This is a genomic window from Wolbachia endosymbiont (group A) of Epagoge grotiana (genome assembly GCF_947251775.1).
Classification (GTDB): Bacteria; Pseudomonadota; Alphaproteobacteria; order Rickettsiales; family Anaplasmataceae; genus Wolbachia; species Wolbachia pipientis.
This window is the reverse complement of record NZ_OX366387.1, coordinates 1,303,556-1,327,525: the sequence shown is the minus strand read 5'-3', so window position 1 is coordinate 1,327,525 and position 23,970 is coordinate 1,303,556. Positions and strand designations below refer to the sequence as shown.

General features: G+C 34.6%; 21 protein-coding genes and 2 pseudogenes. 13 read left to right on the top strand and 10 right to left on the bottom strand.

Annotated elements, in window-relative coordinates:
- Window positions 1–89: 89 nt before the first annotated feature.
- Window positions 90–725 (top strand): hypothetical protein, encoded by a 636-nt coding sequence (locus OPR50_RS06220; protein WP_155968855.1) that lies wholly within the window; start codon window positions 90–92, stop codon window positions 723–725.
- A gap of 429 nt (window positions 726–1,154) precedes the next feature.
- Here OPR50_RS06220 and OPR50_RS08910 read toward each other — a convergent pair.
- Both OPR50_RS08910 and OPR50_RS08905 read right to left on the bottom strand, forming a co-directional pair.
- Window positions 1,155–1,516 (bottom strand): annotated as a pseudogene (locus OPR50_RS08910) (transposase); the annotation flags it as partial.
- A gap of 233 nt (window positions 1,517–1,749) precedes the next feature.
- Window positions 1,750–2,457: pseudogene (locus OPR50_RS08905) on the bottom strand (IS3 family transposase); the annotation flags it as partial.
- A 136-nt stretch (window positions 2,458–2,593) separates the two neighbouring features.
- On the opposite strand from OPR50_RS08905, the gene OPR50_RS06195 reads away from it, so the two are divergent.
- Entirely contained in the window at window positions 2,594–3,301 is a 708-nt protein-coding gene (locus OPR50_RS06195; protein WP_006279877.1) for a pyridoxine 5'-phosphate synthase, read from the top strand.
- Here the strand turns inward: OPR50_RS06195 and OPR50_RS06190 are convergent.
- The 3 genes from OPR50_RS06190 to rplM all read right to left on the bottom strand — a co-directional run bounded on the left by OPR50_RS06190 (window position 3,294) and on the right by rplM (window position 4,676).
- Complete coding sequence (locus tag OPR50_RS06190) at window positions 3,294–3,605, bottom strand: HU family DNA-binding protein (RefSeq protein WP_006279876.1); 312 nt, start codon at window positions 3,603–3,605, stop codon at window positions 3,294–3,296. The genes OPR50_RS06195 and OPR50_RS06190 overlap by 8 nt on opposite strands.
- Before the next feature lie 146 nt (window positions 3,606–3,751).
- Window positions 3,752–4,207, bottom strand: coding sequence for a 30S ribosomal protein S9 (gene rpsI, locus OPR50_RS06185; RefSeq protein ID WP_006279875.1), 456 nt, complete (start codon window positions 4,205–4,207; stop codon window positions 3,752–3,754).
- 10 nt (window positions 4,208–4,217) lie between these two features.
- Window positions 4,218–4,676, bottom strand: a complete 459-nt coding sequence (gene rplM / locus OPR50_RS06180; RefSeq protein ID WP_253302273.1) for a 50S ribosomal protein L13 — start codon at window positions 4,674–4,676, stop codon at window positions 4,218–4,220.
- Window positions 4,677–4,808: 132 nt separating this feature from the next.
- Between rplM and OPR50_RS06175 the strand changes: the two genes are divergently transcribed.
- From OPR50_RS06175 to OPR50_RS06135, 9 genes are all read left to right on the top strand, one after another.
- Window positions 4,809–6,044, top strand: a complete 1,236-nt coding sequence (locus tag OPR50_RS06175; RefSeq protein WP_264339280.1) for a TolC family protein — start codon at window positions 4,809–4,811, stop codon at window positions 6,042–6,044.
- 19 nt (window positions 6,045–6,063) lie between these two features.
- The gene (locus OPR50_RS06170) at window positions 6,064–6,639 is read left to right on the top strand and encodes a PopZ family protein (protein WP_010082598.1); all 576 of its coding nucleotides are present in this window, start codon (window positions 6,064–6,066) and stop codon (window positions 6,637–6,639) included.
- Window positions 6,640–6,715: 76 nt separating this feature from the next.
- Window positions 6,716–7,294 carry an RlmE family RNA methyltransferase gene (locus OPR50_RS06165; RefSeq protein ID WP_015588787.1) on the top strand — a complete coding sequence of 193 codons (579 nt, stop codon included), beginning with the start codon at window positions 6,716–6,718 and terminating at the stop codon, window positions 7,292–7,294.
- 868 nt (window positions 7,295–8,162) lie between these two features.
- On the top strand, window positions 8,163–10,274 hold the full coding sequence (locus OPR50_RS06160) for an ankyrin repeat domain-containing protein (RefSeq protein ID WP_265023956.1): 2,112 nt from the start codon (window positions 8,163–8,165) through the stop codon (window positions 10,272–10,274).
- Window positions 10,275–10,678: 404 nt separating this feature from the next.
- On the top strand, window positions 10,679–10,990 hold the full coding sequence (locus OPR50_RS06155; RefSeq protein WP_007548422.1) for an ECH_0659 family protein: 312 nt from the start codon (window positions 10,679–10,681) through the stop codon (window positions 10,988–10,990).
- A 136-nt stretch (window positions 10,991–11,126) separates the two neighbouring features.
- Window positions 11,127–11,675 (top strand): head-tail connector protein, encoded by a 549-nt coding sequence (locus OPR50_RS06150; RefSeq protein ID WP_264339285.1) that lies wholly within the window; start codon window positions 11,127–11,129, stop codon window positions 11,673–11,675.
- Between the two features lie 450 nt (window positions 11,676–12,125).
- The gene (gp17, locus tag OPR50_RS06145) at window positions 12,126–12,536 is read left to right on the top strand and encodes a tail completion protein gp17 (protein ID WP_265023955.1); all 411 of its coding nucleotides are present in this window, start codon (window positions 12,126–12,128) and stop codon (window positions 12,534–12,536) included.
- Complete coding sequence (locus tag OPR50_RS06140; RefSeq protein ID WP_265023954.1) at window positions 12,511–12,900, top strand: phage tail protein; 390 nt, start codon at window positions 12,511–12,513, stop codon at window positions 12,898–12,900. The genes gp17 and OPR50_RS06140 overlap by 26 nt, the downstream gene beginning before the upstream one ends.
- 65 nt (window positions 12,901–12,965) lie before the next feature.
- Window positions 12,966–13,742: a hypothetical protein gene (locus OPR50_RS06135; protein WP_265023953.1), complete on the top strand. Its 777-nt coding sequence runs from the start codon at window positions 12,966–12,968 to the stop codon at window positions 13,740–13,742.
- Between the two features lie 350 nt (window positions 13,743–14,092).
- On the opposite strand, the gene OPR50_RS06130 is transcribed toward OPR50_RS06135, so the two are convergent.
- Window positions 14,093–15,418: an IS4 family transposase gene (locus tag OPR50_RS06130; RefSeq protein ID WP_264339118.1), complete on the bottom strand. Its 1,326-nt coding sequence runs from the start codon at window positions 15,416–15,418 to the stop codon at window positions 14,093–14,095.
- Between the two features lie 919 nt (window positions 15,419–16,337).
- Here OPR50_RS06130 and gatB point away from each other — a divergent pair.
- The gene (gatB, locus tag OPR50_RS06125) at window positions 16,338–17,759 is read left to right on the top strand and encodes an Asp-tRNA(Asn)/Glu-tRNA(Gln) amidotransferase subunit GatB (RefSeq protein ID WP_265023952.1); all 1,422 of its coding nucleotides are present in this window, start codon (window positions 16,338–16,340) and stop codon (window positions 17,757–17,759) included.
- 52 nt (window positions 17,760–17,811) lie between these two features.
- Entirely contained in the window at window positions 17,812–20,661 is a 2,850-nt protein-coding gene (locus tag OPR50_RS06120) for an ankyrin repeat domain-containing protein (protein WP_264339257.1), read from the top strand.
- Between the two features lie 83 nt (window positions 20,662–20,744).
- Here OPR50_RS06120 and OPR50_RS08560 read toward each other — a convergent pair whose 3' ends face one another.
- From OPR50_RS08560 to OPR50_RS06105, 4 genes are all read right to left on the bottom strand, one after another.
- The gene (locus OPR50_RS08560) at window positions 20,745–21,164 is read right to left on the bottom strand and encodes a YqaA family protein (RefSeq protein ID WP_155968794.1); all 420 of its coding nucleotides are present in this window, start codon (window positions 21,162–21,164) and stop codon (window positions 20,745–20,747) included.
- 6 nt (window positions 21,165–21,170) lie between these two features.
- On the bottom strand, window positions 21,171–22,544 hold the full coding sequence (gene cysS, locus OPR50_RS06115) for a cysteine--tRNA ligase (RefSeq protein ID WP_265023951.1): 1,374 nt from the start codon (window positions 22,542–22,544) through the stop codon (window positions 21,171–21,173).
- Entirely contained in the window at window positions 22,537–23,193 is a 657-nt protein-coding gene (locus tag OPR50_RS06110; RefSeq protein ID WP_007549323.1) for an exopolysaccharide biosynthesis protein, read from the bottom strand. Before OPR50_RS06110 ends, cysS begins: the two co-directional genes overlap by 8 nt.
- A gap of 90 nt (window positions 23,194–23,283) precedes the next feature.
- On the bottom strand, window positions 23,284–23,940 hold the full coding sequence (locus OPR50_RS06105; protein ID WP_265023950.1) for an exopolysaccharide biosynthesis protein: 657 nt from the start codon (window positions 23,938–23,940) through the stop codon (window positions 23,284–23,286).
- Window positions 23,941–23,970 lie beyond the last annotated feature (30 nt).

Sequence of the window (23,970 nt, the reverse complement as noted above, 5' to 3'; positions counted from 1 at the left end):
GCTATACTTTTTTTGACATGTAGTTATATCTTTTTTAATATAAAGGATATATACTTATGCATTATATATTTTTTTGTATGAGGAGTTATATGAAAATAAAGAGATTGTGCGTTTTGGCTGTGTTGCTTACTTCATCTCTAGCAGGTGCAGCTAGTAATAGTGCAAGTAAGTCAGAAGATAAGTACTATGCAGGTTTAAACTTTGGTGCTGGTTGGGGTGGTGGCTTTAAAATGAAACCTGGTGTTGTTCTTGGTTACCATTATGACCAAAACTCTAAATTTGAACTTGAGGTTCTCAGTAATATTAAGTCATTAAAGAGCATAGGAGCTAGCTTATTGGCAAACTACCGCTTCTATCCTGACCTTGATATTGATCCCGTTAAACTATATGTCAGCGGAGGTTTAGGAGGATATCTCCAAATAACACCTTTTGGCTTTGGTGTTAGTGATACAGTTGATGGTGATGGCGATAGTTCACAAGAAGAAAAAGAAAAGGAAGAAGAAACACAAGGTGCTCCAGAATCAGGTGGTGAAGCTGCTGGTTCATCTGTAGTAGATAAAATACTGAGTTCTATTTCCTATAAACTAAAGTTAGGTGTTGATTATGAAATTACTCCGCAGATAATTGGTGCAGTTGGTATGACCATGGGTGGGCAACTAAGTGGTATAAAAGCAAAACAAATACCAGATGCAACTCTAGAGATAGGGGTACGTTATAATTTTTAATGCTGCTACTTAGTTCATAAAGGTAGAGACGATGTTGAGGATGAAATAAACAGCATTAAAAAAAATCCGAAAACGTATTTTCGAATATGGTTTTGAACGCTAGCTATAGATTAGAAAAATAACAAGAAAAAGGGTAAACATACTGTAATTGCTGTTGAATGATGGAGTCCATTATTTTAGCACGAAGTAACGAATTCAGTAGAATAAGTTCTTCAAAAATAATTTAAACTTTTATTAGTAGGAGCAGTCTCATGGAATATTATAGCGATCTCACTAAAAGAAACTTTTATAAGTATCGTTGATGAGAAAGGAAAAATTGTTAAGGAAGAAGTTGTTGCAAGAGAAAGTAAGGCAATAGCTGAATTTTTTCTTGGTCAAGGCAAAAATGACCTTACCCAGAAAAAGTGGAGAGAAAGTGTGGAATGTTTTTTACAAAAAGAATGATGCATCAAATTGTTCTGGAATGCAATAGTTAATAGTGACGTTGTTTGTTATAAAAAATTTCTATATATTCAAATATAGCAGTTTTGATATGCTGTTTAGAGTGCCGAGAGGTGTCTATTGGTAACTCCCTTTTTAGAGAACTGAAGAAGCTTTCCACAACAGAATTGTCGTAACAACAACCTTTATGATTCATCTATGTTTTTTATGGATAAGAGATATTGATAACCTTGCAAAGTATATTGTGAACCTTGATCACTATGTAATAGTAGATTTTTAACAGGTTTACGCCTATTAATGGCCATTAATAAAGAGTTCATAACCAATTGTTTATTTATTGCACTACTCATTAACTACCTTACTATTACCCACAAATATAAATGTTTGTTGCATAGCTCTTAATGGCATAACTTTTGCTTGAAATAACTGTTTATATGGTGCAATTTACAGCTTTTAGTTGCTAAAATTATAACTCTTAGTTTAATAATTTTAATCTAATAAGCTTTCAGGTTAATAAAATTAAATTATTTGAGTAAATACAATACTATGTTTTTATTTGTGGGTAATAGTAAGATTAACTACCATACGTGAGAATTATTGCTGCCAAATATAGCCATCCCTCCTTGGTTTTGATGTAAGTAATCCCATACTTTATTTGGTTGATCAACAATAAAGTTTTGATCTAGTATATTGGGAGCTACAGCTCTATTATCTGTTTGTTGTTTTTTAATTTTAAACTTTCTTTTCAGTATAGCCCTGATGTCATTTTTCTGCATAATACTTTGCACCGTTTTCAAATTGCAACTTTTACCCAAAGCCTTCAATTCAGCATGAATTTTAGGAGCTCCATATCTACATTTAGAAACTTGATATATTTTTTGAATAGCTTCGAGTAGCTCTTTATTTGCTGATTCTCTACTGCTTATTTTTCTTGTGGTCCACTTATAGTAGCCACTAGCAGAAAATCCTACATAATTCCTGTACTTTATAGCAGTTACTATATAAAAAAATATTTTACTCTTTTTGACTGGCCAGGGCTTTTTTTTAAATGTCTCTTTCCCTTGTTACTCTTGCTTTGTAAATCAAACCTCTCTTTGTCATAAGGTGCTACATCTGGAAATGCATTTGCCGCTGACTTTTTTTCGTTATATTTCTTCATCCATTTTCCTAATACACTATCCCTTATTCCTAGATCTCTTGCTACTTTTGCAACTGGTTGACCTACCTTTCTTTGTTCATTTGCCAGTTTAACAGCTTCCAATTTGAATTCTGCTGTATATTCTCTTACCATTTCTAATCCTCCAAAATTTTATTTTACCCAAAAAAACTCTTTTCTTTCTCTCCACTTTTTCTGGGTAAGGTCAAACAATGACTATGCAAAAAACCTAATAACATGTATAATCTATAAATAATTTCTGAGGTAGATTGTGAAACTAGGTGTTAATATCGATCACGTTGCAACCCTCCGCAACGCACGCGGAACTTCTTATCCAGATCCATTGAAAGCAGCAGAAATAGCCATTGACGCTGGAGCAGACTTTATTACTGTACACTTACGAGAAGATAGAAGGCATATTAGAGATGAAGACGTATTTAACCTAAAAAAAAGCATTAGCACTGAGTTAAATCTTGAAATTGCAGCCACGGAAGAAATGCTTGAAATAGCAAAAAAGGTAAAACCCTATTCGATTAGTATAGTACCAGAAAAAAGAGAAGAATTAACAACCGAAGGTGGCCTGGATATCGTGAATATGCACAGTAAACTTTCTAGTATAATAGAGGAAATGCATAGCTCTAGCATAAAAGTCTCACTGTTTATCGATCCAAATATTGATCAACTAAAATATCTTGAAAAGCTAGGGACAAAACCTGACATAATAGAAATTCACACAGGGGATTACTGTGATAATCCATCAGAAAAAAAGTTACAGTTAATTACTAATGCTGCAGAGTACGTCAATAAATTAGGAATAGAATGCCACGCAGGACATGGCATAACTTATAAACACGCTAAGAAGATGACAAGAATACCTCACATCTCAGCTCTTAACATAGGCCACTATTTAATTAGCGAAGCTGTATTTTACGGCTTACACAGCGTAGTAAAAACAATGAAAATGACAATGTCTAACTAACTGCTGCTTTTTCCTTCTCATTTAAAATACTTAAAAGAGTTTGGCTTGCTTTAAATTTTACCCTTGTCTTTTTAGGAACAGTCATGATCTCACCACTTTGGGGGTTACGACATTGTTTTTCCTGACTGATAGCAGTAGAAAATGTTCCTATTCCATGCAAACGTATTTCACCTTTCCCATGCAGCTCATTCTTTATTATTTTAATAAACGCATCATGAATCTTGCTCAAATCAGATTTTGTTATATCTATATTCTGACTAGAACAATCTTCCTTTAATTGTTTTATTATATCTTCTTTACTCATAAATTACCTTAATATTGAAAAAATCACATAAATAGCATATTATGTTGACACCGATAGTCAACTAAATTCATCACAAAAATAGAGGATATCATACATTTTTGCAAATATTTGTATAATACTTACAAAAAAACACCCCTATAAAATAACTATCTCTTAGAAAATTGACACTTTTTCCGAGCTTTATGTTGACCATATTTCTTACGTTCAACAACACGTGAATCTCTAGTTAAGAACTCACCATTACGTAGTATAGAATGCAAATCTTGGCTTACACTACTTAAAGCTCTGCTTATTCCATGAGCTAGAGCACCTGCTTGACCAGATAGCCCTCCACCTTTTACAGTTGCAAATACATCGTATTTATCCAATGTGGAAGTTGCAACAAATGGCATTTTTACTATTTGGCACACTGACTCTCTTTTAAAATAAGAAATTAGATCGCCTTTTTTGTTAACACTAAATTTTCCACTCCCCGGCTTTATCCATACTCTTGCTACAGATTCTTTTCTTCGGCCTGTAGCATATAAACGACCAAGCGAATCAACTGCTGATTTAATTGTCTTTTCTGACCAATCATTGTTATTTATTGTAGAACTCTTCATTTTTACTCCATTACTTTTTATTTTTACGATTCAAAGAGGCAAAATCTATCTTTTCAGGTTGCTGTCCTTGATGCTTATGTTCTGAACCAGAATAAACATACAAATTTTCAAAGCGTCTACGTGCCATAGGCCCATCATCAAGCATCCTTTTCACTGCCATTTCTATTACACGCTCAGGAAATTTGCCATTTAAAATATTATCTGGAGTAGTTTTCTTCAAACCACCAGAATAACCTGTATGCTTATAGTAAATTTTATCTTTAAGCTTCTTTCCGGTGAAATGCACCTTTTCTGCGTTGATAATAATTACATTATCGCCACAATCCATATGAGGTGTATACTCAGGTTTATGCTTTCCACGTAATAGTGTCGCTACAAATGCTGCGAGCCTTCCTACCACTAATCCTTCTGCATCTATGACAAACCATTTTTTGTCGATTTGTTTCTCTTTTAAGAAAAAAGTTTTCATTGTAATTTAACTAAACAATAGTAAGCTACTATATACTTAATTTCTCAATAGTGTCAACAATATTAGTTATTGATTATTAAAGTAATTTATGTTAGTAATTGAGCTGCGCAACCAATATGCACAGGAAGTAGAATGTTTCGATTGATTATCACACTTGCGATCATTTTTGGTACTATAAGTTGCTATGCAACCGATGTGGGAGAAGTGATAAGCAAAGCCATCAAAAATAGCTCAAAAATAAAGTCTCAATTTTACCAATATAAAAGCGCAGAAAAACACTATAAATCTTCTGGGTTAGCTGGATTTTTACCTGACATTAGTTTGCAATACAATTTTGATAGTAATTTTAATATTATTAACAATTCACAAGGCTCTGGAAAACGCCTGATATTAAGCCAAAGGATAATAGATGGCGGTGGTACCTTTGCCACATTCAGTCGATCAAGCCATCTTCTCAAAGCAGAAAAGATGCGATTTCAGCAATTAAAACAAGAGCTTGCACTTAATGCTGTGAAAGCATATGTTAATGTTTTACAAAAGACAGAAATATTAAAGCTCAGAGAACATAAAGAACGCGTTTCTTTGGAACATTTGTCAGCTATGAAAAAACGCTTTTCCCTTGGAGAGGTAACCAATGCTGAAGTTTTGTTAGCAAAAGCAAAATTTTCGTCTTCTATATCCGAAAGAGTTGATGCTGAAGGTAAATTAAAGTTGGTAAATATTGCTTATTATCATTTGATTGGCGAAGATGCTGATGACCTTTCTGAAGCTAATGATAAACTACCTTCTGTTCCAGAGCTAAATGAATGTTTACAGTTAGCAAAAACCAATAATTTATCTCTAAAAGCAGCAGTTTATCAAAAAAGAGCAGCCGGAATGGAAGTGATTGCTGAAAGCTCCAAGTGGCTTCCTTCTTTAAATCTAAGTGCAAGCAAAAATTTTGGGGAGGATGGTATGAAGGTAGACAAACTATTAGAAAATGTTCATGTAGTTTTTACTCTTGATGTTCCAATCTTTAAGAGAGGAGTTAATGCTTTTGGTGTCAGTAAAGCTAAAATGGATGCAAAAAAATCTACCTACGATTATTATGAAACGGTAAAAAATATAGAACAAGCAGTTGTAAATGCTTGGAATAATGTGTTGACAGCAAAGGCCATTATCAAAGCAAGTCAAGAAGCGGAAAAAGCAGCAGCTCTAGCATTGGAAGGAGTTGAGCAAGAAGTAAACTTAAATTTAAAGAGTACATCTGACCTTTTGGACACTGAAGATGCATTATTTAAAGCACGTTCAGACTTAGTTGAAGCAAAAAGCAATTATGTGATTAGTGTTTACAACTTGCTTTTTATGATAAATAGTATAGACCTCTAAATTTAATGGTATTAGCACTATGCATGATGAACAAGGCAATCAATCTGTAAAAGATATCCTAGAAGATATAAAAAAAGCTATATCGGGTAAAAACGCGAGTAACGATAAAGCAGAAATAAAGGATGAAAATGATGATGTGCTATACCTTGAGGAAGAGTATCCAGAAGAAATAGAAGAAGATGGCAAAAAAGAAAATAATGAAAAAGAGGACATTGATAATGATGACCAAAGTGAGGAAATGGCTTGCAACAATAACCAATTTAATGGCCATAGCTACAATTCAGAAGAAAAAAAAGATATTTATTTGTACGATAATATCCAAATGAGTAATAACAAAGCGAGTAATAGCGGCTTACAAGCGCAAAATAACGATCATCTAATTTTAAAAGAGAATATGGAAGAGATCAAAGCGTTGCTTGGAAAAATGCAAAACGAATTACAGCATAAACAACAAAAAAAAGCGAACCTTACTGTTGAAGAATTAGTTACATCTCTTTTAAAACCTCAGCTCTCAGAATGGCTGAATAAATATCTACATGCACTGGTAAAAGAAGTAGTTGAAAAAGAGCTTAAAGATATAATCAATAATAAGTAGGGTATTAGCAATAAAAACTAGAGTAAAGACGGCTAGAGGGAGAAAACTATCTTCAACAAGGTGGCTACATCGTCATTTGAATGATCAGTATGTGCAAAAAACTAGCAAGGATGGTTATAGGTCACGCTCAGCATATAAGCTGGTAGAAATGGATAACAAATTTAAATTATTCCAAGAAGGGCAAAAAATTATTGATCTTGGTGCTTCTCCTGGTGGATGGTCACAAGTTGCATCTCAGAAAGGTGCAAATGTGGTTGCTCTTGACATAAAACCAATGAACGCAATTAATGGAGTAGAGTTTATACAATGTGATATTATCAATGAGTTTGAAATTTTAAGAGAAAAATTCAAGGATCAAAAATTTGATGTAATTTTATCTGACATGGCGCCCGAATCTTGTGGTTTAAAATCATTGGATCATATCAGAATTATGCTTTTATGTGAGGCAGCGCTCAATTTTGCAAAGCATTTCTTGAGCCATGGTGGCACGTTTGTAGTAAAAATTTTCCAAGGAGAATCTGATAAAGATTTTTGTAACGAGCTAAAAAAAATGTTTAAAACAGTAAAATACTTTAAACCAAAGTCAAGTAGATCTGAATCTACAGAAATGTATTTGGTAAGTTTAGGCTTTATTGGCAGCAGACTTTCTATATAATATTAATCCAGGTAGCCCACAGAAACGAAAAAACTTCCTTGACAAACTCCGCCAGCCCCCTTATCATGAAACTGAAGCTATTGTATTTGCTTTCGCCAATCTGCAGATTAAAAGGTAAGGATTACTTAATGTATCGGCGTCTTATGTTCAATTTTTTGCAGTATATAGATACTGTATGTCTTTACAAAACTTCATCTACATCTAGATTTTTATCTAAATAAGCTGAACGCGCTTATAAAGCGTTACAAGACATCAAAAAATGCCAATACTCGACAGAGATAGTAAAAGACTAGCTAACTCGGGGATTCTTTGTCTTTTTTTCTGCTTAGTAAATTTCTTAAACATTTGCAGCGTAGGTTAGTTGCAATTAAAAGCAGCTAAATCTTGCTTGTCAAGCGTTTAAAACATAAAAAACGCCAATATTTTAAAGCAGATAATAACCCCAGGGCTTCTTTTGCCTTTTTTTTTATTTGGTAAATTTCTTAAATATTTATAGCTAAACGACAATCGTCATCCCAGCGGGATCTGGAGATAACGCGGCGGTATGACGGTTCGTGGCGGCATGAAGATAAGCTCGTCATCCCGCTGCTTGTTAGCGGGATCTCTTGTTAGCGCCGCGGCGGTATGACGTAGGACTGCTGTCATTCTGCTACTTGTTAGCGGATGAGATACCGCGAATGAATCGCGGTATGACGGTTCGCGGTGGCATGATGTAGGACTGCTGTGACACCATTATAGAATGAACCAGTGTCAGCTACTTGCATAGAAAATGTTTATGACTAATTTTTAGATCAAACATGGAATTTCGACAAACTTAACTTTTTTGTGAGACTGTTCAGCAATAATAAATAAATTGAGAGGAAAGGTTATGGCAATAAAAAAGGAAAAGTTTTTTGAAATAATAAATGAGGTAAGCAAGAGTGAAGGTTTAAATGAGAATAATTTACTTGAAAGAATAGGAAGTGAGCTAAAAGATGCAGACTCAATAGTATATAGCACTTATAACAATTTGAAGATAGATAAGATGTTCCGTGTATCAGATTCATACAAAATTGTAACTTATACATTGTTACATCTTGCTGTGGAATGTAACAGTGTACCAATAGTAAAACTCCTACTAGCAAAGGGAGTAAAAGTTAATGAACCAATATATGAACTTGATGGAGCTAAGTCTCAATTAACTGCTTTGCACATTGCTGCTTTGCATGGTCATCAAGAGATAGTTCAGCTTTTATTGAATAATGACGCAAATCTTTTACTAAAAGATAGTCAAGGCCGAACTCCAAGGGATATTGTCGGTGATGTAAAAGGTAAAAAGGCTATAATAGAAATGTTAGAGGAAGGAGAACAACGTTATGCTGAGGCAGGAGCTACGAGAAGACAAAATAGACAAGGCACTTTACCGCAGCCTAATAATAAAACTCCAGGAAATTTAGCTGTGAACGGAAATAACGCAACTGCTGCAGTGCAAGCATGTAATGCAAGAGATCAGGAAGAGAACAACGGAACTACACCAAACAACAGAAAAATCTATGTACAAGATGAGGATGAACAGACTTCTTCAAACTCAATCATTAATGAAAACAATACAGACAAAGTAGATGATACATTAGAAAGAGAACAGGCTCTAAGAGAAAGAAATGCTGTGGAGCAAAAGTTGCAAGAGGTAGAACAAAGACTTGCCAATAATCAGAAGCGCATAGAACAAACCGGTCATAATCAACATTCGGAACAATACGGTGCTACATATAATGGTGAACAGACCTTTTTAGATTCGACTATTGATGAAAGTAATAGTAGCGACAGTGGAATAAATACTTCCACAGAAGACATCGGTAAAGAGTTAGAAAAACACAATACACGAGATGAAAATGGAATGACTCCTTTACACCATGCTGCTGCAAATGGTGATGTAAAGACTGCAAAGTATCTAATAGATGATGGAGCAAATGTTGATGCACAAGATAAAGATGGCGTGACCCCTTTACATTATGCTGCTACATATGGTTATGTAGAGATTGCAGAATATCTAATAGATAATGGAGCAGGTGTTGATGCACAAGATAAAGATGGCGTGACCCCTTTACACTATGCTGCTGCAAAAAGCGCTAAAGAATCAGTAAAACTTTTGATAAAACGTAAAGCAAATATTAATGCACAAGATAAAGATGGACATACCCCTTTATATTTTGCTGTTGCAAATGACAATAAAGAATTAGCAAAACTTTTGATAAAATATGGAGCAGATCGCTCATTGATAAAGGATGAAGGCTTAGTAATAGATAGACTAAACAGTATGTGTGATCAGCCATCTGAGGTTGTATCTAGTACTTCTTCCCATTCCAAAACACACAACGCAATGGAAACTCCAGAAAAAGCAGAAAAGGTTGAAAAACGTAAAGCTAAGTTAAAAGAATTACGTACTCAGCTAAAGGATGAGCAGAAAAAGAATGAATTGCTAAAACAACAAATACAAGATCTAGAAAGTGAAAAAGCAACGCTTAAGGATAAATTAGACAAAACAGAAAGTCAGTATTCTAAAGCAGAAGCGTTGTTAGAAAAAACGCAAAAGGAACTAGAAGAATCAAAAAGTTGTATAGCTAGACATGAGACTAAGTTGAAACAATTCAATAAAGAGAATGAATCACTAACACAAAAAATAAGAAGTCTGGAGAATGAAAACACACCACTTGAGGGTGAACTGGGCAAAACTAAAACAAATGAAGTGTCGCTAGAAAAAGTAGGAAAAAGACAATTTTCCTTAAAAGTTGCCTATGCGAGTCTTGCAGCTATGTTAGCAGTAGGTGCTGCTCTTAGTATTGCTTCCGGATTGTCTGTTCTATTAATAGTTGCAGCTTCTGTGGTATCTGCATTGATAGCTGGTGGCATTACATACACAATATCAAAACCCATCGCTCCTACCACTGAATTGAAAGAAGTGGATATAGGTTCAGCACAACGTGGTGTTTGTAAAACTTAGCACCTACATCTGTACGAACATTGCAGTTTGCAGGTGGCAGATGCAAGTAGCTGCACTGGAATCCCCAAAAAGGATGATGTCATCCTTGTGCTCCTTTTTTTGTCATCCCAGTGCCCAGACACTGGGATCTAGTTCTTATTGTACATTTACTTGAAGTTTTCTGGATCCCAGTGTCTGGGCACTGCCCTTTTGGATGGAAAGCTACTTTCATGACATCATCGTAAAGTAAACCAGTGTCAGCTACTGGGATGACAGGAAAAGGAGGCTACTTGCATGACGAGCTGGGATAACACCTATAGCCCTAGCGCGTAAAAGTATTTGCAAGTTACACAGTAGTGTGAATTTTTTACTTCGGTAGTTTTTCATTGTCATTATAATCATAATAGTAGTTGAGTTTAATTGATATGAAAACTTTTACGAAAAATTTTAAAAATAACGAAAAAAAGCTAGAGGAGTTTAATAAGGAAATTGAAGATATAACAACTATAGCTCAAGATAAATTTGCACATGAACTTGAGAACATCGCATATGACAGTGTGCAGAAATTTCGCAGTCTGCTTGCTAAAGAGTTAAACTCCATCTTCAACAATATTCATTCTCAAAATGTCAATCTACTAAAATCCAGCCTAGTTGAATATGCTATAAGTTCAAATTTTATCAACAAAAAAGGAGAAACAGCTTTAATACGTTCTCTTCTTAATATATTCATACGATAAAGCACTCAGAGTTGTTGCTGCGCCAATTTAACTTAATGTTGCATGCAAGCTGCATAGCTAAAGTAAGTAAGATTTGCCCCATGCTGTCACGAGGTAAACCTTACTTATTCTAGCTATATCAAAAAGGAGGGTTATTATGTCAATAAGATCGACTTCACCAAGAATATCTGTGCAACGTAAATCTAAGCCTGAATCTTTTCCAGTTACTTTAGAAGAGGTTAAATCTTTTTTACGTATTGAGAACGACCAGGATGATAAGTTGATTTCAGATCTAATTTTTATGGCAACTGATTACGCTGAATGGCATATGGAAAAGTCACTAGTAAAGCAAACATGGCAAGTTTCATATGAAGATTATGTACCTCGTAGGATCTATTTAAGCTATGGCCCTGTGAGTAAGATAGTATTGGCTACTGCAATGATGTCTAAAAATCAAGAGAAGAGAACACTTAAGTATTATTTTAGTGATGTAGGGGGCTACGTTGAGTTTTTCAATTGTTTGAATGCAATAAGAGTTGATGTTGTATACGAAGCTGGTTATGACAATGTTCCTGAGCAGATAAAACTAGGTATTATGCGGCATGTTTCTGCTCTTTACAAAAATCGTGAATCGGAGGTAAGTAGCCATTTATCTGAAGTGAAGAAGGTTTATTCTCCGTTTCGCGAACCAAAGGTTGTGTTGTAGCTCTTTCTTGTCATCCAAACTGGGCTACTACGTCATACCGTTACGGATAGATCCCGCTAACAACTTACTATTACCCACAAATAAAAACATAGTATTGTATTTACTCAAATAATTTAATTTTATTAACCTGAAAGCTTATTAGATTAAAATTATTAAACTAAGAGTTATAATTTTAGCAACTAAAAGCTGTAAATTGCACCATATAAACAGTTATTTCAAGCAAAAGTTATGCCATTAAGAGCTATGCAACAAACATTTATATTTGTGGGTAATAGTAAGCGCTAACAAGCAGCGGGATGACGAGGTATAAACCTTATCGTCATACCGCCGCGGTATCTCAGCCGCTAACACGTAGCGGAATGACAGCAGTCCTACGTCATACCGTCACGGATAGATCCCGCTAACAAGCAGCGGGATGACGAGTTTCTATATATCTTTTGAGGGTTAATCATGGAAAAAATTCAAGCTATAAACGAGTTGTACAATAGCGTTTATGAAGCACTAAAAGCAAATTCTGATTTAAGAAAATATGTTACTAACATTTATGACTACTTACCTAAACAGGTCACCATTCCTTACTTGAGATTGCGCGCAGTGAATTATAGCAACCTGCATATGCTGTCCAATTTTGCTACAAAGGCAAGATTTTCATGCGACATATATACTTATCATATAGACAGTATGTTTGCCATTATAAGGCATATTAACTTGATACTTAAGAGCATTGAAGATTTTAATAATGAGGTCATTTTAGAAAGTAATTGTGCTATGGATCAGCACGATGAAATTTTACATTCAACAATTAATTTTGATATTTTAATAAAAGGAGGTGATAATGAGCAAATTACAGCTAAAAATTAAAGATCATGACAATAATTTTATTGTGTTAAATAATATACGAAACCTAAGGTTTACTTTGCGTAATAACAGAGAAGAGGTAAAAGATATTTCTTCTTTTGGCTGGAGAAAAGTATTGGATTCTGCTGGAAGCAGACATATTACGATAAAAATTAATGGAATTTTAGACTCTGTATTAGCTGATGAATTATTACGTAATTCTGCTATATTAAACTCTAATAATGATTATGAAATTAGTTTTAACACTAAGGAAAAAATCAGGCTTAGGTGTTCAGTTGAATTGTATGAGAGGTATTATGATCCTGTTACTTTTGACAGTTTTACTGTCGTTTTAACTAGTGCTGAAGTTGTAAACGCTTTTCATTAATGTTAATTTAATTTTTTCATATACAATAGTAACTGGTGAGAATTTTAACTAAATTAAAAAAAATCATGAACGACAAAGACCTTTTCGAGGAAGACGGTGATAATATTGAAGAAAATAACGATGATAAAAGAGAGAGAAGTTTAGAAAATGAAAATCAGCAAAATCAAGAAGAACAACACAAAGAGGAAGATAAGCAATACATAATACAGTATATTCAAGAATATTTAAAAGCTTTTGAGGATATTCTAAATCAGATCGACGAAGGAATTGACAATTTAGATAGTTACGAAAGGACTATGCAAATAAAGCGAAGTATAGATAGGCTCATAGAGACTTTATATAGTCAGGCTGTGTCCGAAGATATTGATGCAGAATTTGAAACCACAAAGCATACTCGCGATAAATCAGAATCTATGAAAAGAGTTAGAGAGAAAAGAAGGAAGCAAGCAATAGAAGAAGTGTTAAGTAGCATGTTTGCCCAGCAACAGAAGGAGTTAATGAACGCTAAACACTTAAGTCATGGATATGAAACAACACATGATGATGAAGCAAAGAAACGAGTGAAGTCTTCAATCAGGGGAGTGTTGTTTTCGGTGATTGCTCATAGGATGGATCCAAGAAGGAGGGCAGGGGAAACTGCTGACGGTAACGAAAAGCAAGCTCATATACATGGCAGGGAAGCAGTTGGTGGAGTTTTAGGTGCATTGTTAAAAACATTTTTAACAGCAGTTACTGCCATTGTGCGCGAAATTGCTAAACCACTTCAGAAACAGGAAACATCTTTTGCAAAACAAGTTGAAGAAAGCAGAAACGCAGATTCACAAAAGGGTCGATCTGTGTAGATTTCTCCTTGTAATAATCTTTCGATTCTACTGTCTGTTAATTCAAATTAGGGTTATAAAATTTTAGAAGCCAGCTCTTATATAACCAATTTATAGCAAGAAATTACGATACAAAAATCAGCGTCCGTTAGAAAATAAACATAACACAGGGTGATAGAGTTGCCCCTATCCATAAGCGTCAGTTAAGCTCAAAATTGTAAGCTTAAAATATGGTTGAATAATTATTAATAATAGTATATAATTATTAACGTTTTTCAGGCATTTTTGTTATGGGTGCGCCAAGTAAGCGTTTAGAATACAGTTGGTGAAAATCCAACTTAGGCAAAGTCTAGCCAACCATACGCGTCAAGTTAAGAGATTGTGAGCAAATTTAGAGAGGTTAAAGTGGATACTCTAGCCCTTCTACGTTTGTCTTTTAATGAAAATCGCGACCAAGTTATAGTGAGTTTTTTAAGAAATGCTTTTAAACTATTAATTTTGGTTAATACTAAAAATAACTCTCTAACCCGCCTTTTTAGCTCAATAAATGCCTTTGTTAAGCTAAGTTCTGTATTCTTTTTCACTTCTGTGCAACCAACTATGCCGTGAAATATAAGAATTGCGCACAATTTAGCATATAGTTCACATAATACTCTGCATGGCTTTCCTTTTAGCTTATCAAGCCTGATATGGCTTTTATACAATTTAAATAATAACTCAATTTGCCACCTTACTCTGTAAATCGTTAATACTTGCTCAGCACTAATTTTATTTTCTGGAACATTAGTTATAAATATTGACCAGTTCAACAATTTTTGATTTCTTTTAGAGGATGTATATCCCTGCGATCTTGCTAATCTATTAGCTTTCCTTCTTCTGGCCATAGACTGTTCTTCAGTTAGTTTCTGACATATAATTCTTACTCTAATTTTTGCTTCTTTTCCTAACAATACCTCGTTTTCTAAAAATAACTTATCCTCTAAACATTCTAATAACTCCATTTTTTGATTTGTTTCTACATCATATATGTTGGTATCGGATTTATAACGACTTATGAAATAAGCTCCTATTTCATTGATTTGTTTAAAAGAACTTGGCACAAAATAACCGAGATCAGATATTAGCAAATCATTGCTTAATATATTACTTAAATGTTTCCTATATCCCTGGTCTGATCTTACCCCCTCCGTTAAATTAAGTTGGTCTATTATCTGATTCATGTAGTCGAAAACTAATTGTAACTTTATTCCAGACTTAGTATTGCTTTCATAGCCACTGTAGCTAGTACCATAACCTTTATACATCTCTTCCATACTGTTAGGTAGAGTAATATAGCTACTGTCCAATAATTTAACACTATTAAATTGCTGTAAGATTTTGCAATCAACTTGCAAGATATTTTTAAAGAGAATCACAGATTCATTATACATCCTTTTCATAAATTCCACTGCTTCTTCAGTAAATCTAAAATCCAAACCTTGTTTTGTTATATCTATCGAGTCCTCGTTTAGTAATTGACACATTGTTTCTACGCTACAATTATCAACTCCTATATTACCCAAGACCATGGCTTTTACGAATGATGAACCTTTTAGCTTTCTCTTTCTTTTTATAAACCTTGTTGTAATTGAGATTTTCTCTGCTTTTTCATTAAAAAATTCTTTGAGCTTTTTTGATAAGCAAGTTATTTTATTCATTGGTTCTCTCACTAAAAGTATATCTGGGAGAACTTATACCTTATTATTCTATCTCTTTCATACCTTTATTTCCTTAACTTGACGCGTATGGCTGTACGAACATTGTGATTTGAGAGCAATCTCCACAAGGGAGGATGTCATTCCAGTGCCCAGACACTGGAATCCAGGAAAAAGAATGGTGTCATCCAAGTAGCTGACACTGGGATCCAGAAGACTTAATTTCAACCAAATAATAAAGGCTGGATCCCAGTGCTTGGCACTGGAATGACAGCAATCCTACGTCATACCGCGATTCATTCGCGGTATCTCGGCCGCTAACAAGTAGCGGGATGACGGTTATCGTTTAGCTACAAACATTAAGAAATTTACCAAACGAAAAAAAAGGCAAAAGAAGCCCCGTGGTTGGCTAATTACTTACATTATACTTTCAAGTATGGCGTTTTTTTATTCTAAACACTTAATAACCGCGATTCAGTTGCTTTTAAACCGCAACTAATCTAAATCATAAACGTTAAGAAATTTACTAAACAGAAAAAAAGGCAAAAGAAACCCTAGGGTAGCTAGTTATTCACTATCCATTTTTTAAGTTGGCGTTTTTTTATGTTTTAAACGCTTTATAAGCGCGTTTCAGCTTATGTAGGTAGAAGTTTTATAAAGACATAAGGTGCACATAGTGCAAAAAATTAAACATGAGACGCCAGATACGTGAGTTTTTTTGTCATTTAATCTGTACAGAGAAGATAAATAAATAGCTTCAATTTTATGATAAGAGGGCTGGCGAAGCTTGTCAAGTAATCTTTTGCATTTAACCCGTTTCTATGGGTAAAACAATCTGCATACCACTTAGCTAACATGAGTTTTGTTTTGACTTTTTGTGCTAATTTTGCAGAATATTAAGATTATCATTTAAATAAAATACATGACGAAAGAGGATTGGGAAGCAGTAATTGGGCTTGAGGTGCACGCTCAAGTTTCTTCTAATACGAAGCTATTTTCTAGCTCATCAACGGAGTTTGGTGCTGAGCATAACACTCAAGTTTCTCTAGTTGATGCGGCAATGCCAGGTACGCTGCCAATACTAAATTATTACTGCATAGAGCAAGCAATACGCACCGGTCTTGCACTTTCTGCAGAAATTAATAAGTATTCTTACTTTGATCGGAAAAATTATTTTTATCCTGATTTACCGCAAGGGTACCAGATAACCCAGTTTTTTGAGCCAATAGTTAAAAATGGTAGAATATTTATCAACGATAATGAAAAAGAAATAAGAATCGCGAGAATTCATTTAGAGCAAGATGCAGGAAAGAGCGTTCATGAGGAAAGCAAAACTTATGTGGATTTAAATCGTGCAGGGGTTGCTTTAATGGAAATTGTTTCAGAACCAGATCTCCGTTCATCTGCGGAAGCTGCAGAATGCATGAAAAAATTGAGGCAGATTTTGCGTTATATTGGTTCGTGTGATGGTGATATGGAAAAGGGATCACTTCGTTGTGATGCAAATGTTTCTGTCCGCCTAAAAGGCAGTAGCACATTTGGCACTCGTTGTGAGATAAAAAATCTGAACTCGATACGTTATATTGTGCAAGCTATAGACTATGAAATACAAAGACAAATTGAAATTTTAGAAAGTGGAGAAGAAATAAGTCAAGATACCTTATTGTTTGACGTTGCTTCGGGAAAAACAAAAGTGATGCGAAACAAAGAGGATGCAAGCGACTATAGATACTTCCCTGAGCCTGATTTATTACCTGTTGAGGTAAGCCAGGAGAAAATTGATTTAATTCAATCATCTTTGCCCGAGTTGCCAGATCAAAAAAAGCTGCGATACATTGAGGAATTGGGTATCAACGAATACGATGCAAACGTCATTATCTCCGATAAAGCAATTGCTGATTATTTTGAGGAATTGATAAAAAAACATGATTCAAAGCTCGCGGTCACCTGGTTAACTGTAGAGCTTTTCGGTCGTTTAAATAAAGCAAATATTGATATTGTGAGCTCTCCAATCAAAGCCAATGCCCTGTCCGAGCTCTTAGATTTTATCGTTGATGGAACGATCTCTGCTAAACTTGGTAAACAAGTTTTTGATATTATGTTTGAAACTGGCAAACCTGCATCTTTAATTATAGAAGAGCAAGACCTAAAACAAATAACCGATAGAGGTCAAATATCAGGAGTTATCGACACAATCGTCAATAACAACCAAGATAAAGTTCAAGAATACAAAAGCGGTAAAACAAAGTTATACGGATTCTTTGTCGGCGAAGTTATGAAACTTACCAAAGGAAAAGCCAGCCCTGATGTGGTGAATTCAATTTTGAGTGAGAGATTAGAGTGAGGTGCCTGTAAGATTATCCTGCTCGGCGGTTAAGCGCACCTTTCATGGTATTATGTATCAAGCGAGATGGCTAATGCTGTTTCCTAAACATGCAGTAGATAGAGAGTATTCTTTCCGCCTATTCACAGAGAAAAAATCAGCTAAGGATTTTGATGATATTGTTCTTCGGTATGAACAAGATGGGAAAATAGTACATAGATTCATACAAGTCAAGCACAGGCAGGGTAGGCACAAAAAGATCAGTATAGGTGACTTATTAACACCGGGAAAGAATGGTGCGTTTGGCTTAATAAAATATCTCATTGCTTATTTAAAGATCAAAAGTAGTGGAGAGTTTGAGGGTGAAATAGAGGATTTTGTCATTATTACAAATGATGATTTTGATTCCGCGGATTCGACATCGCATCCAGTAAGAAAGCTGAGAATGATGCCGAGTGGGAAGAATAAAGGAAAGGAAATTTCAGTCATAAGAATAGACACACAAGATGAGTTTCTGGATGTAGGTGATGGTGTAAGATATAAATTTGATGATAGCATTATCTCATATTTGCAGGAGAATAAGAATTTTATAAAGCGTGAGGTAGGTAGAGAAGTCAGCGATAAAGAAATAGAAGACTTTTTAAATAAATTAGTATTTGCAGTCAATTTGCCAAGCGGAACTGAACTTAGTGAAATTATTAAGAGTGAATTGGGCAAGGAATTCAGCAATACTGATGCAAAGCACTTTTACAGCCGTTACCAGGAAGAAGTGCTGATTTTGCTGGAGAAAGAAGAAGAGGAGTTTCTATCATATGAGAAAGCAAAAGCTCTTCTTGAAGAAATAAGAGAGGAAATTTTAGGGGCGGTTTGGTTTGGCATAATAGAGCCAGTGGCATCTTTTACTGGTAGAGGCAGAGTGTTAACAGCTCTGCATAATATGCTACAAAGAAGTGCAAAAAAACAAGCGGTGATATCGCAGGTTGCCTCTATTAGCGGTCTTGGAGGAGTAGGTAAAAGTGAGTTGGCTAGGAAATATACTTACAAATATGGAAAGGATTATTATGTTAATGCTATCTGGATAGATGCTGAAAGCACTGAAACTATGAAAAATTCTTTCCTGGATTTAGCTAATAATAGATTAGGCATTCCTACCAAAGATAGGCACGAAAGGGACAAGACGATAGAAAACATTGTTAGAGAAGTATATGCTTTTTTTGCAAGAAGGGGAAGGAGAAGCCTGTTCATTTTTGATAATGCTGAGGGATATGAAGACATTAAAAGGTTTTTACCTTCATCTTTACACCCTAGACATAAAAAACCTTACATTTTAATTACTTCTCGTAATAAAGATTGGAGAATAGCAGAAGACGAGGAAAAAATAAAAACAATACAGCTAGGTGTATTCAAAAAAACGGAGGCTATAAGGTTTGTCAAGAGGGCTTTAAATATAAAAGATAATTTACAAGATGAAGAAATAAAAAAACTAACAGAGGAGTTACAATATTTCCCACTAGCTTTGGGGCAAGCAATTGCATATATAAATGAAAGCAACATTGTATTAAGTCGCAGAGGTGAAGAAAGAGTTGGGGTTAGTGACTACCTAAAAAGGTATGAAAAAGAAGCAGAGAAACTGCTCGACTTTGAGTCTAAATATAAAAGTGACCGTTATACTAAAACAACATTCATAGCTTGGAAAATTACGATTGATGCTATAGCAAAAAGAGAATGTGGGCCAGAAGCATTGAAGATTCTAGAAGTAATGGCTTATCTTGCTCCTGACAAGATTCATATAGAAGAAGTCTTTTCAAAGTTAATAGCAGAGGATAAGGAAAAGTTATGGAAGGCTGTTGAGCTACTCGATAGATATTCAATAATTGACTTAAAAAAAGGAGTGGCAAACATTCACAGACTAGTGCAGAAAGTAACTGAGTTGAATTTACAAAAGGCAGTCCGGGAAGAAGAAGTTCTTAGAAAAGCTCTGGAATTGATAAATAGTGGTGATATAGCAATCAGTCACATTGTGTCTATTTGGGAATATGCAAGTAAATATGGTAAGTTGATTGATGATTTTTACTTTAACTCATCTTGTATACATAGGAAACCATTTTTTATAAAGAAAAGTACTCCTTTGCACTTGCTTGCTGCAAGTGGTGATTTTAAAGCAATTAAGGCTATACTCACACATATATCAACACATTTCCCAGGTAAATTGATAATGGCTGTTAATGTTGAAAATAATTCTGGTCACGCTCCATTACACTTTGCTGTTTATAATGGAAGATTAGATGTAGTAAAGTACCTTGTTAGTAAAGGTGCTGACATTAGTGCTAAGAGCAAAGACGGCAGTACTCTGTTGCACTATGCTGCTCAGGGTGGAAGCTTGAATGTAGTAGAATACTTGATAGATGAAAAGGGTACAGACATTAACATAAAAGATAATGACGGTACAACTCCTCTACACTCGGTTGCTTATCTAGGCTACTTAGCTGTAGTGAAAAAGTTTATAGAGAAAGGAGCTGATATTAATTCTAGGGATATTTATTATAAAACACCTCTGCATTTAGCTGCTAGTAATAGTGATTTAGATGTAGTAGAACATCTTGTAAACAAAGGCGCTAATGTCAATGCTATGGATAAAGATGGCTTGACTCCATTACACTGTGCTGTTTTTCGTGAAAATTTGGAAATAGTAGAATACCTTGCCGAAAAAGGTGTTAATACCAAGAACAAAGATGACGATACGCCACTACACTTTGCTGCCGTAATGGGAAAAGTTGCTGTGGCAAAAATACTGCTAAAACACAACGCCGATGTTAACGCTAAAAATAATGAAGGAAAAACAGCATTGTATTATGCAGCTAATAATAATCACCAAGAGCTTGTGGAATTGCTTTTAGCTCATGGTGCATCCTATGACTACTGAATTTTGCATTTAATTTATAGCTCCGCTTCTATCAAGGCATAGAATGACGGAAGTGGGCTTTAATAGCTGTAATACTATAGCTGTTATACTCCAAAAGTAAGTATTAGATATAATAAATAGAAGAAATTAGATAGAATGATTAAAGGGGCAAGGATATAAAGGTTTAACTTGAAATAACCTGATAAAATTTGAATCACACTTCCAAGTGCTGGCACCCACGAAAGTAATAAAGTTGCAAAAATTAGCAAATTTTTTGTAACTTTTGGCGTTGTATATTCGTTTTCTAATTTGTGGTATGATTTTCGTATAGAGATTGTTATTCTACCTAAGTACCAGTTAACTATTCCACCAAGGCTTGATCCTAGTACTCCAAAAAATAACATAAGTAGTGGAGTGTGATACGACCTGAAATAAAGCATGGTATTGAACACAAAACCTTGATGTATGGGTAAGACTAATGATGATACTAGACTATCTGTGAATAACAGGAAGTAGTTTTCCATATCAATTTACCAGGTTGTTGTACCATCTTCATTGTCAGAAATTGTAATCCCCATTTGTTTCAACTGATTTCTTATTTTGTCTGCAGTATCGTAATTTTTATTTTTTTTTGCAATTTTTCTTAAGTCTATCAACCTTTCTATTTCTTGATGATTTACATCCACAGCAAACCACTTTTCATAACTTGACTCAAGAAGACCAATAAATCTGGCACTCTTAACAAAACTCTCAGTTAATTTAAGCTTTTCACTTTCATTACTCATTTTGTTGATTTTTGCAGCCATTTCATGTAATATAGCTAGAGCTTCAGGAATGTTTAAGTCGTTTTTTAAAGCGTCTATAAAATCTTTAGAAATCTCTGCGTTACTTTCATCAATATTTGTTGTATCTAAACCACGTGATAATCGATTAAATTTATTTAAGGTTTCCTGTGCATCAGAAATAACGTTTTCTGTCCAATCAAGTGGTTTTCTGTAGTGAGTTTTGAGCAGTGCATAGCGTATTACTTCACCCTTTATTCCACTATCTAGCAAATCCCTTACTTTGACTATATTAAATAAGGACTTGCTCATTTTCTCTTCATTTACTGTAAGAAAACCGTTATGTATCCAGTATTTTGCAAACATTGATCCAGCAAATGCAGACTTACTCTGTGCAATTTCATTTTCATGGTGAGGAAATTGTAAATCTATGCCGCCACCATGAATATCAAAATCTTTGCCAAGGTAAGCATATGACATTGCTGAGCATTCTATATGCCATCCAGGTCTGCCCTCTCCCCATGGGCTATTCCAATAACTTGAAAGTTTGTAGTCAATATCATTTGCAGGCTTCCACAGCACAAAATCTCCCGGGTGCTTTTTATTTTCATTAACTTCAACTCTGCTACCTGGAACCAATTCATCAGTTTTTTTTCCTGATAAAGCACCATATTCATGGTAAGATTCTATATTAAAATACACATGTTTGTCAGATTCATAAGCGTGGCCTGATTGCAGCAAATGTTCAATTAATTTTATAATATAATCTACGTTTTTCGTTGCTTTTGGCTCGTGTGTTGGTTCTGCACAATTTATGCTTCTCATATCTTCATGAAAAGCCTTGGTGTAATATGTGCTGATACTTTCTATGTTGCTATTTTTTTCACTTGCTGCATTAATTATCTTATCATCAATGTCGGTTATGTTACGCACATAGGTAACTTTGCCATAACAAAACTTAAGTAGCTGAAATAACACATCATACACAACAACAGACCGTGCATTGCCTATATGTGCTGTGTCATATACTGTTGGTCCGCAAACATACATTTTCACATGATCTTTATCGATTGGTGTAAAAAGTTCCTTTTTTTTTGTTAAGGTGTTGTAAAGCCTAACCATATACGAAGCTTTTGAGAAAAGAAAATGCCCCAATTATAAGTTGTGGCCCTTTGACTACTACAACAAGAGTAAGCAATAGCCCACACAATGATATTAGAACTCCCAATATGGATAGAAACCCATCTTTACTCATGATACCAAGCGAAATAAGAGTCGTACCAATTGCAGGAATGAAGTTAGTAAGAGGTAGTGGAAGAGCTATTGATAACGCACAAAGCAGCATTATAAAAGCTAAAATTTTTTCACCGGGCCCATAGAAAATAAAAGACATTCTTGGTCTCATGAACTTTTCTATTTTTTTTAATGCTGGAGAAGTTTTTTCCACCACAAGAGCTAGTGTTGAACGCTGAAAAGATTTTCTTTCTAGCCAACTGGGCATCCAAGGAGAATCAAATCCAAATAAAAGCTGCAGTGAGAATAAGATTAAAGGTATAGAAAGAATAGTTGTATAACCAGGTGGAACCGGTATAGGCACCGATAGCGGCAAGGAGAAGATGATTATTAAAATACCAAAACCACGCTCATGCAAAGCTGTTTTAATGTCAAACAAAGTTACTTTATCGCTATCATTGTTATTGGTATCTGCAACTTCTTTTAGAATATCAGAAGCTAATTTATCACTTTTAGTCAACTTATCATTTTTTGACACGAAAAACCTTTGATAAAAATAATTCTTAACACAATTATTGTTTTATTTCAATATGCATTATTCATTTTGCGCTAGTAATTCGTTCTTTTGTTAAAGTGTTGTAAAGCTTTTAAGAAGAGAAAGTGCTCCGGTTATAAGTTGTGGTCCTTTGACTATTACAACAAGAGTAAGCAACAACGCGCACAATGATACTAAAACTCCCAATATGGATAGAAACCCGTCTTTACTCATAATGCTAAGTGAAATAAGAGTTGTGCCAATTGCAGGAAGGAAGTGAGTAAAAGGTAATAGAAGAGCTATTATTATTGCACAAAGCAACATCATAAAAGCCAGAATCTTCTCACCAGGCCCATAGAAAATGAAAGACAGTCTTGGCTTCATGAATTTTTCTATTTTTTCTAATACAGGGGAAGTTTTCTCTACCACAAGAGCTAGTGTTGAACGCTGAAAAGATCTTCTTTCTAGCCAACTGGGCATCCAAGGAGAATCAAATCCAAATAGAAGCTGCAGTGAGAATAAGATTAAAGGTATAGAAAGAATAGTTGTATAACCAGGTGGAACCGTTATAGGCACCGATAGCGGCAAGGAGAAGATGATTATTAAAATACCAAAACCGCGCTCATGCAAAGCTGTTTTAATGTCAAACAAAGTTACTTTATTGCTATCATTGTTATTGGTATCTGCAACCTCTTTTAGAATATCAGAAGCTAGTTTTTTATCTTTAGTTAGTTTCTCACTTTTTTGCACAATTATCCTTTAATAAAATATTCCTCTTAA